General features: G+C 58.8%; 13 protein-coding genes. 4 read left to right on the top strand and 9 right to left on the bottom strand.

Annotated features, from left to right (window positions below; all coding sequences use genetic code 11):
- Window positions 1-7 precede the first annotated feature (7 nt).
- On the top strand, window positions 8-613 hold the full coding sequence (locus tag SIC14_RS13870; protein ID WP_412562515.1) for a class I SAM-dependent methyltransferase: 606 nt from the start codon (window positions 8-10) through the stop codon (window positions 611-613).
- 83 nt (window positions 614-696) lie between these two features.
- Here the strand turns inward: SIC14_RS13870 and SIC14_RS13865 are convergent, their stop codons facing one another.
- The 3 genes from SIC14_RS13865 to SIC14_RS13855 form a co-directional block, all read right to left on the bottom strand.
- On the bottom strand, window positions 697-2,073 hold the full coding sequence (locus SIC14_RS13865; RefSeq protein WP_412562514.1) for a TRAP transporter large permease: 1,377 nt from the start codon (window positions 2,071-2,073) through the stop codon (window positions 697-699).
- A 5-nt stretch (window positions 2,074-2,078) separates the two neighbouring features.
- The gene (locus SIC14_RS13860) at window positions 2,079-2,759 is read right to left on the bottom strand and encodes a TRAP transporter small permease (protein WP_412562513.1); all 681 of its coding nucleotides are present in this window, start codon (window positions 2,757-2,759) and stop codon (window positions 2,079-2,081) included.
- An 82-nt stretch (window positions 2,760-2,841) separates the two neighbouring features.
- Window positions 2,842-3,849, bottom strand: coding sequence for a DctP family TRAP transporter solute-binding subunit (locus SIC14_RS13855; RefSeq protein WP_412562512.1), 1,008 nt, complete (start codon window positions 3,847-3,849; stop codon window positions 2,842-2,844).
- 431 nt (window positions 3,850-4,280) lie between these two features.
- Here SIC14_RS13855 and SIC14_RS13850 point away from each other — a divergent pair, with 431 nt between their 5' ends.
- On the top strand, window positions 4,281-4,673 hold the full coding sequence (locus tag SIC14_RS13850; RefSeq protein WP_412562511.1) for a hypothetical protein: 393 nt from the start codon (window positions 4,281-4,283) through the stop codon (window positions 4,671-4,673).
- Here the strand turns inward: SIC14_RS13850 and SIC14_RS13845 are convergent.
- The 4 genes from SIC14_RS13845 to SIC14_RS13830 form a co-directional block, all read right to left on the bottom strand.
- Window positions 4,667-5,512, bottom strand: a complete 846-nt coding sequence (locus tag SIC14_RS13845) for a hypothetical protein (protein ID WP_412562510.1) — start codon at window positions 5,510-5,512, stop codon at window positions 4,667-4,669. The genes SIC14_RS13850 and SIC14_RS13845 overlap by 7 nt on opposite strands.
- Before the next feature lie 136 nt (window positions 5,513-5,648).
- Window positions 5,649-6,611, bottom strand: coding sequence for a fatty acid desaturase (locus SIC14_RS13840; RefSeq protein ID WP_412562509.1), 963 nt, complete (start codon window positions 6,609-6,611; stop codon window positions 5,649-5,651).
- A 129-nt stretch (window positions 6,612-6,740) separates the two neighbouring features.
- A complete protein-coding gene (locus SIC14_RS13835; RefSeq protein WP_412562508.1) occupies window positions 6,741-8,012 on the bottom strand; it encodes a sigma-54-dependent transcriptional regulator in 1,272 nt (423 codons plus the stop codon).
- Entirely contained in the window at window positions 8,009-9,760 is a 1,752-nt protein-coding gene (locus SIC14_RS13830) for an ATP-binding protein (protein WP_412562507.1), read from the bottom strand. Before SIC14_RS13830 ends, SIC14_RS13835 begins: the two co-directional genes overlap by 4 nt.
- A gap of 60 nt (window positions 9,761-9,820) precedes the next feature.
- Here SIC14_RS13830 and SIC14_RS13825 point away from each other — a divergent pair, with 60 nt between their 5' ends.
- Window positions 9,821-11,002, top strand: a complete 1,182-nt coding sequence (locus SIC14_RS13825) for a cytochrome P450 (protein ID WP_412562506.1) — start codon at window positions 9,821-9,823, stop codon at window positions 11,000-11,002.
- Between the two features lie 157 nt (window positions 11,003-11,159).
- Window positions 11,160-11,570, top strand: a complete 411-nt coding sequence (locus tag SIC14_RS13820; protein ID WP_412562505.1) for a hypothetical protein — start codon at window positions 11,160-11,162, stop codon at window positions 11,568-11,570.
- A 40-nt stretch (window positions 11,571-11,610) separates the two neighbouring features.
- Here SIC14_RS13820 and SIC14_RS13815 read toward each other — a convergent pair whose 3' ends face one another.
- Both SIC14_RS13815 and SIC14_RS13810 read right to left on the bottom strand, forming a co-directional pair.
- Window positions 11,611-11,895 carry a SelT/SelW/SelH family protein gene (locus SIC14_RS13815; protein ID WP_412562504.1) on the bottom strand — a complete coding sequence of 95 codons (285 nt, stop codon included), beginning with the start codon at window positions 11,893-11,895 and terminating at the stop codon, window positions 11,611-11,613.
- On the bottom strand, window positions 11,892-12,353 hold the full coding sequence (locus SIC14_RS13810; RefSeq protein ID WP_412562503.1) for an Lrp/AsnC family transcriptional regulator: 462 nt from the start codon (window positions 12,351-12,353) through the stop codon (window positions 11,892-11,894). The genes SIC14_RS13815 and SIC14_RS13810 overlap by 4 nt, the downstream gene beginning before the upstream one ends.
- Window positions 12,354-12,379: the final 26 nt, after the last annotated feature.

Below are 12,379 nucleotides of genomic sequence, written 5' to 3'. Positions count from 1 at the left end.
GCAGCAGATGACGGCACCCCCCGATCACGATCACCTCTATTCCAAACACGCCCCCCGCTGGCAGTATCGGTTGGGCAAACTGGGCTATACCCGCGCCTATGATCATCTGATGGCACAATTGCCGCCACTGCCCGCGGCCGCCACGGTTCTGGACATCGGCACCGGCTCGGGCGCCTTTGCGGCCAGCTTTGCCAAACACGCGCCTGCAGACTGCCAACTCACCCTTGCCGATCCCAATGCGGAAATGCGCCGTGAGGCCGCCGCGCGGTCGCAGAACTGGCCTCAAACCGTGCAGATCAAAGATGCCAAACTCAGCGACCCGCTGGGGCAGTTTGATGTGGTGCTCTGCGCCCATGTGCTGGAACACCTCGACATCCTGCCGGCGCTTTCCTGGCTCCATGACAGCCTCAAACCGGGCGGGACATTGGTGCTGGCGCTTTCACGTCCGCATTGGTGCACCGCCCTGATCCGCTGGCGCTGGGGCCACCGCGCCTACACGCCAACGCAGGCCGTGGACCTGATGGCACAGACGGGCTTCTCCAACCTGCGCGCCATCCCCTTCCCCTCTGGCCCGCCCTATCGCACCAGCCACGGCTATCTTGCACAGCGCTGAGCGCTTTCAACGATCCCAAAATACTCAAAGAAAAACGGCGCCACTCAGGGCGCCGTTTCCATTCTTTCGCGATGTCATCCACCCTATTTGGTGATGATTTCCGGCCCCATGATCGAATTGGGCAGATAGGTGGAAATCGCCGGGATATAGGTCACCATGATCAGGAAAACAAAGAGCACGGCCAGGAAGGGCAGCGCCGCCTTCACAACCCGCATCATTGGCATTCCGGCCACGCCCGAGGTCACAAAGAGGTTCAGACCAACCGGTGGGGTGATCATGCCGATTTCCATGTTGACCACCATGATGATGCCCAGATGGATCGGGTCGATGCCCAGCTCAATCGCAATCGGGAACACCAGTGGCGCCACGATCACCAAGAGGCCCGAGGGCTCCATGAACTGACCACCGATCAGTAGGATCACGTTCACGATCACCAGAAACATCACCGGACCCAGACCTGCATCCAACATGGCCGAGGCCAGCTGCTGCGGGATCTGTTCATCGGTCAACACATGTTTCAGGATCAGCGCGTTGGCGATGATAAACATCAACGTGACGGTCAGCTTACCCGCTTCAAACAGGGTGTTCTTGGTGTCGCGGTGGAAAAAGGCCGTGATCAGCGCCACAGGTTTTTGCAGCAGCGACAGGTTCTTTTCACCTTCGGGACGGCTGAGCGGCCCCATGTCACGATAGACAAAGCTGGAAATCAGGAAGGCGTAGACAGCAGCAACCGCAGCGGCTTCGGTCGGGGTGAAGATACCGCCGTAGATACCGCCCAGAATGATCACGATCAGGAACAGGCCCCAAACCGCATCCAGACCCGAGGCAAAGACCTCACCCCAGCCCAGCCAGTCACCTTTCGGCAGGTTCTTAACACGGGCGATCACATAGATGGTGATCATCAGCATCGACCCCGCCATCAGGCCCGGGATCACACCCGCCAGGAACATCCGGCCAACGGACACTTCAACAGCCGAGGCATATACCACCATCACGATCGACGGCGGGATCAGGATGCCCAGCGTACCAGCATTCGCAATCACACCGGCGGCGAAGTCCTTGGAATAGCCCACCTGCCGCATGCCTGCGATCACGATGGAACCGATGGCAACCACCGTCGCCGGGGACGAGCCCGAGAGTGCGGCAAACAGCATACAGGCAAAAACGCCCGCAATCGCCAGACCACCGGGGAAATGCCCCACGATAGCGATCGAGAAACGGATGATCCGTTTTGCCACGCCACCTGTCGACATGAAGCTAGAGGCGAGGATGAAGAAGGGGATCGCCAGCAGGGTATAGTGTCCGGCCATCGCCTGGAACATGGTCTGCGCGATGGAGGCCAGCGAGGTATCGCTCAGCACCAACAGGAAGATGATCGAGGAAAAGCCCAGTGAGATTGCGATCGGCACACCGATCAGCAACAGGCCAATGATCATCGAAAAGAGAACAACAACTTCCATCTGACTTAGTCCTCTGCGTTCTGGTGGCGGACTTCGTCGACCGCGTCTTCGGCTTCGTGGCTGACGATGAGGCTTTCCTGCTCACCGCGGATCAAGCGCAGCGTGGCCTGAACAAAGCGGAACAACAGCAGGCCGGCCCCGATGGGCAGCATGACATAAGGGATGAAGCGCGGCAGTTTCTCGTAGGCTTCACCCTGGTTGAAGATCGGCTCGATCCAGCGCAGCCATTCAACCATGTAGATGTCGCCGACCTCATACCAGGCTTGGTCGCGGCTGTTGGCAAAACCTGTCGGGAACCAGCGGCCCGAGGTGGCGTCAAAGCCGGCAAACGGGGCCCAATAGTCCCAGGCGCCTTTGAACAACAGGAAAGCATAGGCGATACAGATGGTGGCCGCGATGAACCCCATCGCCCGACGTGCCCCGCGCGGCACCGCATTCAGGATCGCGTCCACGCCCAGATGTGCGGTGACCTTCACCGCATAGCTCATGCCAAACAGCACCAGCCAGGCAAACAAGAAGGCCGTCGCCTCCAGCCCCCAGATCAGACCGGTGTTGAAACCATAGCGCAGGATCACGTTGATGAAGGTGATGATGGTCATCAGCCCCAGAATGACCGCGATTAAGGTCTCTTCGAACTCGTGTACGAACCGGGAAAACGCTGTTTTGGGTTCATAGTGTCCCGACATGTCCCGCCCCTCTTTTTTGGAATTTCGGATAAAGAAAACCCGGCCCGATGGTGCGGACCGGGTTTCCTGGATGACAAAACGCTTAGTGTTTCGCGTTGATCGCCTGAGCGGCTGCGATGTTGTCTTCGCCAACGTCGCCTTTGAACTGCTCCCAAACCGGCTTCATGGTTTCAACCCATGCCGCGCGCTGTTCGTCGGTCAGCGAACGTACAACACCACCGGCCTCGATGACCGAGTCTTTGGCGGAGGCGTTCACAGCGGTCGATTCCGCGTTCCGGGTGGTGGTTACCTCAGCGATGATGGTGCCCAGCTGGTTACGTACATCGTCCGGCAGCGAGTCCCAGAAATCGGTCGAGGTCACAACCAGGTAGTCGATGATGCCGTGGTTGGTTTCGGTGACACCGTCCTGCACTTCGAAGAACTTTTTGCCGTAGATGTTCGACCAGGTGTTTTCCTGACCGTCCACAACGCCGGTCTGCAGCGCGCCATACACTTCCGAGAAGGCCATCGGCTGCGGGCTGCCGCCCAGCGCTGCCATCTGTGCCTTCAGAACTTCCGAGTTCTGCACACGGAATTTCAGGCCGGATGCGTCCGACGGATCTACCAGCGGCTTGTTGGCCGACATCTGTTTCATGCCGTTGTGCCAGAAGGCCAGACCCAGCAGGCCACGGCGGGTCATCGACTCTTTCATCGCCTGACCGGTTTCGGAGTTCTGGAACTCATCAACCGCATCGATGTTTTTGAACATGAAGGGCAGATCGAAGATACGGAACTGCTTGGTGAACTGCTCAAACTTCGACAGCGAAGGTGCGGCCAGTTGAACGTCGCCCTGCAGCATTGCTTCCAGAACCTGGTTGTCGTTGTAGAGAGTCGAGTTCGGGAAAACCTCCATACAGGCTTTGCCGTTCATCTCTTCGTTTACACGTTTTTCCAGCAGCGAGGCAGCAATGCCTTTCGGGTGCTTGTCGGTGTTGGTCACGTGGCTGAACTTGATGACGATTTCGCCGTCGTCACAGGCGCCCGAAGCCATAACGGCCGAAGCGGACACGGTCAGGGCCATTGCGGCCGCGGCGGTGGTCAGAAATTTCATAATGTCTCCTCCCGAGAGATCATTTGTTTCTTGGTCTTTCACAGAGCGCCCCCTCCGGGCGCAGCAATGACAGAGTTTCAATTCCCAAAGATACGCTCAAGGAAAAGTGACAGCTTGCGGACAGGTGTCGCTAAGGGTTTAATTTTAATGAACTAATTTCACAGCAAAACAATCAAACGCAGCACAGCCTTGTCGCGCTGTGCGAAATCCCACACAGGCAACTCTGGCAACTGTGCGGAAATCCGCACAGTATTGTTCTGCTGAAATGCAGGAGGCCTTCGATTCCCTGACAAGTGCGAAGCGGGTGCGCAGGCCCCAATTGTATGATGCGCTGGCAGAAGGCTGCCGTGCAGAGTATGGGATGGACATTGGGGTTGATTTTAGGAACCACCGACAATTAATAGCTGAAAGCCCATTTTCAGGACATCCCTTTGGCCCTATCAATTGAATTTTCCCCCCTGACTTTGCACGACGGAGAACAGGTTGTGCATGCCGCTCAGGCGCGCCGCTGGCCCGACCCAATTCTGCTGATCTTCTCTTTGTTTTACCTGAAGATCCTGCTGACGTTTCTGTTGGCACAGTCAATCCATCGGCTGTTTCGACCGCAAATCTATATGATCACCACCCAACGTGTGCTCATAGCGGAACCCGAAGGAATCATCGCCGAAATGCCCCTTGCCGAGATCACCAAAACCCGCGGCAGCCGCCGCCGATTGATGATCTATGGCACCCAAGGCAGGATCTGGATGAACCGGCAGGAGGATGGGTGGAGGTTTCGTGATACTCTCCACAACACCCTCAACCGGCTGGTGCGGGTTCAGTAATCCTCAACCCGTCCGATGATCACAAACAGTCTTTTGGCAATCACCCGTTTCATACGTACCGTCAGCCCCTCGGCGGGCATCGGTGCAAACCGGCCCGCCACAGGATCGGCGATGATCCCCATTTCGACGCTGAACTGATGCGGCACTGGCCCACGGCGGCATCGCCGACCCAGAACACAGTCGAACGGCCGTGCGGTGTTCAACTCACTTTTGGCCAACAGGGGCAAGCCGACCCGCAAAGGCCGGTCACAACGCATCTCTAGAAAGCCGGTGTTGTCATTGGCCAGCCGCATCCGAATGCTGAACCGGTGCCAGCCGCCCATGTCCTCAGGGGCGACACATTGGGTGCCGTGAAAGGTCACCCCGCGTTTGGCATCCACCTGTACATCGAACAGCGGGTTCACCGGATGGCGCGAGCCATAAAACCGCGCCATTGAGAACCTAGTGCCCCTGGGCAATTGATCCGGCGTGATGTGGAAGTCAAATGAGATCAGATAGCGCTGCCCCAGTTTGAAATCGAACTCCTGTTTGAACACCCGGTTCTTGGCCATCACCACCCGGGTGCGACGTGTGGCGCAATCACTGGCCCCTGCGGGATCCACCACATGTGTGCAATCCCCTTGCTTGGCGTGGAAAATGACTTCGCCCCAGCGGTAAGTTGGCAGCCTTGCAGATCTGGCAGGCACAAACAGATTTGGCTCCACCCATTCGGGCACCAAAGCGATGGCTTCCGGATCCAGCGCGGCGCGGCTTGGCGGGTCAGAGGCCTCTTGCGGCACCGGCACACAGCCGAACATCAGAAAAGAACAGACAACAATACCCAAACGAAATAACGACATGGCAAGGCCCTCCCTGCGCCGCAGCTGCGGCGTTGGCCCACCCCGTTTGATGACAGTTCAGGTGTCTTGGATCTTCAGTCTTGGGTCTTGGTCGTGTAACGGCCAGCGCTCCTCTGGCCGCGGAATGCTGAGGTGTCTAGGCGTCCTCTGAGGCCGGTACCAACACACGGCCTTTGGGAAACGGCACCATTTTGAGGTTATCCTCATCATAGAGCTTCCAGCGCAGACACTTCAGCGAGTCAATGAAACCGATTTTCTCGGATTGGATCAAGTCCTCTGCCTCCAGTGCCTGATGGGCCGCTTTCAATTTGTAGCCGGGGATCTTAGCATAAAGGTGATGCAGATCGTGATAGGCGATGTTCATTGTGACCAGATCAAAGGCCCGCCCCCAGTCCAGCACAGATGACCCTTCCAATGCGGCGGTTTCGAAGTCCAGACCGGGCTTCACTCCCCAATGCACATTCTCAAAGTTATGCACACAATAGGGGATCAGCGCCCCGCCTGCGCAGGCAATATAAACCGCCGCCGCCCAGACCGCGATGCCCGGCCAGCCCGCATACAGCCAGATGGCGTAGTTCATCGCAACAAACAGCAGATTGTGCACCACAAGGTCCCAGATGCCTGTCTTGAAACCCGCCAAGGGCAGCCGCCGCAGGATCACCCAGAACACAAACGGCCCAACAAGGATCAGGGTCACGGGCGAGCGGTACAGGCGATACCACAGCCGCCGGAACCCGCTGGAGGCTTCCCATTCCTTCAGCGTCATCACGTAGATCTCAAACGTATCCCGCCGGTCCAGATCTGCCACATGGGCGTGGTGCTGGTTATGAATGTAGCGGGTGGCCTGGTAGGGTGTCATCGCGATGGGTGAGATCAGCGTGCCAAGGATGTCATTCATCCGGTTGGAGGCAAAAAACGCACGGTGCAGGCAATCATGCTGGATCATATAGATCCGCAGCGCTGTGGCCGTGGTCGCCACGATGGCAAAGGGCAGGATAAACCAATTTCCGATGCTGTTCAGCGCCGTCAGCAAAGACAGCACAAACAGCACAAATGTAACGCCAAACTCGATCCACGCGCGTGTGTCATCAGCCTCCATAAAGGGACGACACACTCTTCTGATATCTGCTCCGGTTGCTGACATCTGCCAAATCCTCCGATAGCGCGCACGACCGAGGATAGCAAAAACCACCTGCCACAATCAATGCAAAGCCCTGAAACCCCAAGGTCAGCCGCGATAGTCCTCCGGCTTCACCCCATATCTATTCAACTTATCATAGAACGTCTTCCGGGGGACTTTCAACGTTTTGGCGGCTTCGCTGGCCCGGCCTTCCGCTTTGCGCAGGGCTGCGATCAACAGGGACCGCTCTACGCGCGCCAGCTGCTCGGCCAGACCAAGGGCTTCTCCGTCATCATTTTGGGACTGCTCTTCCCCCAGGACAAACCGCATGGCCGCACTCATCAAGGCGCGGGCATTGCCCGGCCAATCCTGCGCCATCAACTGCGAGATCTGATCCGCCGTCACCTCGGGCGCTTCGAGGCCTGATTGTTCCGAGGCCTGCGCGACATAGTGGCGAAACAGCACGGGAATATCCTCAGGCCGTTCCTTCAACGAGGGGATGCGCACCTTCATCACCTCAACACGGTAATAGAGATCCGCCTGCAGCAACCCCTGTTCCACCGCCTGGCTGAGGTCCTGCGTGGTGCCGGCGATCAGCCGGACGCCACCCTCTTCCAGCGCCTCAATCAGCGCGATCTGCGCATCAGGGAACAATCCGCCAATGTCGTCCAGAAACAACGTTCCCCCCTGCGCGGCGGCAACGGCTTCGGACAGGGCCGTGCGATCCAACGCGGGTGCGGCCCGTTTGACAAAAGGGCCTTTGGCATTGGCAGAACACAGATGCACCACCTCAGCCACTTTGTAGATACCTGACCCCGGCGCACCGGTCACAAGCACATCCGTCCCCGCACGCGCCGCCAGCCGGGCCCGATCCCGCAGCACCTCAGAGAGTTGCGACTGGCCGTAAAGCATCCGTGCTGCCGCATCTCCGGTTTCCAGCTGTGCCTTCATCTGCCGGTTTTCCAGAACCAACGCGCGGGTCCGCAAGGCCCGGCCCAACGCAGCCAGCAGATCCGCAGCCGCACAGGGTTTTTCCAGAAAGCCAAAGGCCCCCTGCCCCATAGCCTTCACCGCCATGGGAATATCCCCCTCCCCGGTCAGCAGGATCACCGGCAGTTCCGCATCCGTGCCTTGGGTGTATTCCAGCAGATGAAAGCCATCGCGCCCCGGCATCCGAATATCGGACAGCACAACCCCGGCAAAATCCGGCCCAATATGGTCCTTTGCCTCAATGAAAGAGCTCATCGCCAGCGGCTCCAGATCAGCCAGCTCCAGTGTTTGCGACAGTGCATCGCGCACAGCGACGTCATCATCCACCACCAGAACTTTTCGCAAGCCCAAACTGTCGAGGCCCGCCGCTGGGTCAACCAAAGCGCTCATGCCGCATCCTCCTTGGACCAATGGTCCAGCTCCACCGTAAACATCGCCCCCGTGGCCACATTGGTGCCGCGGATCTTGCCGCCAAAGCTCTGCACCAAACCGTAAGAAATGGACAGCCCCAGCCCCATGCCTTCGGAACTGCCAACGGTTTTGGTGGAGTAAAACGGTTCAAACACCTTATCCGGCTCTTTGATCCCCGGCCCCACATCCTGCACCGAAACCGACAGCCGTTCACCCGTCGATATGGTGATCGTAACGGCCCGCTCCAACTGATCCATCATAGCATCCGCCGCATTGTTGATCAGGTTCACAAACACCTGTGTCAGCCGCACATCACCACCACGCACCCAGAGCGGGCTATCAGTTGCCGCCGGATCCCAGTGCAGCTGCACCCCATCCGCATGTAGTCGGGCCTCGGTCAGCTCCACCGCTGTATTCATCACCTGCAGCAGATCCACCTTGCCGACGGGTTCACTTTCGTTGCGGGCGAAGGCCCGCAGGTTTTTAATAATCCGCGCCATCCGTGCCGCCATCGCGGAAATGCGGGTCAGGTTTTCCTCCGCCCGATCGGGTTTGCCACGCTCCATAAAGGCGGTGCCATTGTCGGCATATTGCCGGATCGCCATCAACGGCTGGTTCAACTCGTGACTGATGCCCGCCGACATCTGCCCCAGCGCCGAGAGTTTGCCGGCCTGCACCAGATCGTCCTGCGCCTTTTTCAGGGCCAGTTCCGCCGCGATCCGTTCCGCAACTTCACGGCGCAAGGTCTCGTTTGTTTCAGAGAGTTCGGCGGTGCGTTCTGCCACCCGGCTTTCCAAGACGGTGTTGGCCTGCGCCAAGGCGCGGCGCCGTTCCGTCGCCAGAAACGACAGGGCCCCGAACGCCAGAAACACCGCCGCCACCGCCGCCGCCTGCAATCCCGCCAGCCGCCGCGCCGGATCGACGTCAATCAGTGCCTCCGCCATCATGCCAATGGCGGGCAGTTCCTGTGCCAGATGTAGACCGCGCACTGGCACATAAGCCGACCAATCCGTCAACCACAGTTCATAGCCGCCGACATAGCGCACGCCGAAATAAGTGCTGGAGCCATCCTGCGGGATCAGCTGCCCGTCGACCTGCCGCCGCCAGTACAGCAACTCGGACCGGTTGGTGACAAAAACCTCACCGCCTGCATCGGTGAAAAAGATCGAAGGCCGCGCGCCGCGCCATTCTTCCTCAATCCGGTCTACATCGGCCACCACCACCAGCGCACCATCAACCGCGCCCGAGGGACCAAAGACCGGGGCTGCAAAAGTGTAGATCCGTTTGCCCGTGGCCGGCAGGATGCCATGCGCCTCGCCCATGGCGCCCTGCTGGGCGCGGCGTACATAGGGCGTGGCCGACAGATCGCCCGTCACCGTGGCGTTGGCCGAAACCACCACCTGCCCGTCACGATCCACCAGCGCCAGGTCCAGCGCCGCCGTTTTGGCTGCCGCCTGCAACAGATGGGTTTCCGCCTGCGTCACCCCCGCCCCTGCCAGCACTGAGCGCACCACCGGATGGTCCGCTGTCAGCACCGCAAGCTGCTGATACTGTTGCAACTGGCCGGTAAACCGGTCCGTCGCCAGCGCCAGATCCACCCGCCCGCGCTGCGCCAGCTGGCCCAGCGCCTGCACATAGCCATAGCGCCAGACACCGCCCGAAATGGCAGTGACCGACAGGAGAAACAGCACGATGATCAGCAAACGACGCAGGGTAGAGTTCTTCATGAGATCAAACCTACCGCGTGCGGGCTTGCAATGACCAGAGGGGTTGGACTAGCTGGTGGGATGAAAAGACTAAGCCAATCGCCAACAGATCCCGCCTTCGTACAGAACCCCTATGATTTCTATGACCGCGCCCGCGCCGAAGCGTCGCTGGTGTTCTGGGACGACTATGACATGCCCTGCGCCACCCGCTATGCGGTGACCATGGCGCTGTTCAAGGACCGCCGGTTTGGCCGCGAATGCCCACCCGAATTTGCCCCAAACATCCCTGAACGTCTGCGCCCCTTCTATGACATTGAGGCGCATTCAATGCTGGAACTGGACGGGCCGGTACACAAACGCTTGCGCTCGCTGGTGCTGCGCGCCTTCACCTCACGCCGGATTGTAGAACTGGCGCCAGAAATGGAAACCCTGTGTCACGATCTGATCGACGCTTTCCCCGAAGGCGGCGTGGACCTGCTGGAGGCCTATTGCACCCGTGTTCCCGTCGTGGTGATCTGCCGTCTTCTGGGGGTGCCCGAGGAGATGGCCGACGATCTGCTGAAATGGTCGAATGCCATGGTCTCGATGTATCAGGCCCGCCGCACCCGCGCGATCGAGGATGCTGCCATGCAGGCCTCGACCGAGTTCCGCGACTTCATGATCCGCTATGTGGATGAACGCCGCAACAAGCCGGGCAATGACCTGATCACCAGCCTGATCGAAGCCGAAGAAGGGGGCGAAAAGCTTTCAACAGATGAGTTGATCACCACCTGTATCCTGCTGCTGAACGCAGGCCATGAGGCGACCGTGCATTCGCTGGGGATCGCGGTGAAAACGCTGCTCGAACAAGGCACCGACCTCAGCTATCTGGGGGCGGACAAGATCGACGGCACCATTGAGGAGTGCCTGCGGTTTGATCCGCCGCTGCATATGTTCACCCGCTACGCCTACGAAGAGGTTGAGGTCGCCGGCCACACCTTCCAGCGCGGCGATCAGGTGGCGCTGCTGCTGGGCGCGGCCAATCGGGATGAGGGCAAATGGGAAGAGGCCGACCGTTTCAACCCTGACCGTCCTGTTGCAACAAATGTGGCCTTCGGCAGCGGCGTGCATTTCTGTGTCGGCGCCCCGCTGGCACGTTTGGAAATGAAGATTGCCCTGCCGATCCTGTTTGAACGTCTGCCGGACCTAAAGCTGGACGGATTGCCGCAGTATGGCGACGTTTACCATTTCCACGGGTTGACCGGGCTGAAGGTGACTTACTGATTCACCTTTAAAAACAAGCATTTTAAAGGGGCCCTTGGCCCCTTTTTTCGTGCACACCCCCTTAGGTATACACCTGCATACAGCCTTCTGCGCCTCTTGAAATATTGTATCCAAAACCTTCATTAAAGGCATACAACCTGAGTGAATTGGACTTGAGATGAGCGCAACCCTCTCCTTCTTCCATGCCCGCCAAAAGCTACTGTTTCTGCTGGCCAGCCTTTATGTGATCCTTCTGACCCTGTCGCATTGGCAGCTGCCCTCGGCCCATGTCTGGCTGATTGCGGGCTTTTTCTCGGTAATTATGAATTTTACCTACCTGACCGAGGCCCTGTCGCTGCGCCAGTTTGTCAGGATCGAAACCCTTGTGGCCACAGTGCTGATTAGCCTGTCGCTGCTGGGTGCCTTCTGGTGGCCGCCCTTGGTGATCGCCGCCATTTTTGGCCACGGCTGCTGGGACATTGCCAAACACCTTGGCGCGGGCGTGCCGTTTTTCAGCTGGTATACGCTCAGCTGTTTCGGGGTGGATTTCCTCTATAGCGGATCGCTGCTGTTCTACTGGATGAGCTGACCGCCAGACTGCGTCCCGCCCCAATAAAGGGCGGGCGCCGCTATTTGCGATCGAGATGCCCCAAGTCGCGCGCCGGATCGATCCGGTCGCGCAGACGTTTCTTCAGCTCTTTAGCCTCAGGAAAGCCGCCGTCACGTTTGCGTTCCCACAGCAGGTCACCATCCAGACGCACCTCATAAGTGCCTCCATAGCCCGGCACCAGGGTGACACCGCCCAGATCCTCACCGAAACTCTGCAGCAGCTCCTGCGCCATCCAGCCCGCCCGCAACAACCAGTTGCAGCCGGTGCAGTATTCGATGGTCACCAGCGGTTTCTGCCCCGTCACAGTGGCAGTTCCGTGGTGGATTTGATCTCTTCCATCGACAGAAGCGCGGTGACATTGTGCACCTTCACCTCAGAGATCAGTGCCTGATAGAACACATCATAGGCACGTGCGTTCTGCACCCGCACCTTCAGGATATAGTCGATGTCCCCCGCCAGACGGTGGGCTTCCATAACCTCGGGGCGGTTGCGCAGGGCGGTCAGGAATTTCTGCTGCCACTCTGCCTCATGTTCCGACGTGCGGATCAGCACAAAGAAACAGGCGTCAAACCCCAGCTTCTCGGCATCCAGCACCACGGTCTGTTGCCCCATGATCCCGGCTTCGCGCATTTTCCGGATGCGATTCCACACTGGCGTCTTGGAAGACCCCACTTTTTTGGCAATTTCGTCCAAAGACTGGCCCGCATCACGCTGCAGCTCTGCCAGAATTTTCCGATCAGTTTGATCCAGACGAACCTTCATTTCGCCCCCTCCCCCAATTTTAGAAC

This window comes from Thalassobius sp. MITS945101 (assembly GCF_047123305.1).
GTDB lineage: Bacteria > Pseudomonadota > Alphaproteobacteria > Rhodobacterales > Rhodobacteraceae > Thalassobius.
This window is presented reverse-complemented; position numbering and strand designations above follow the sequence as displayed.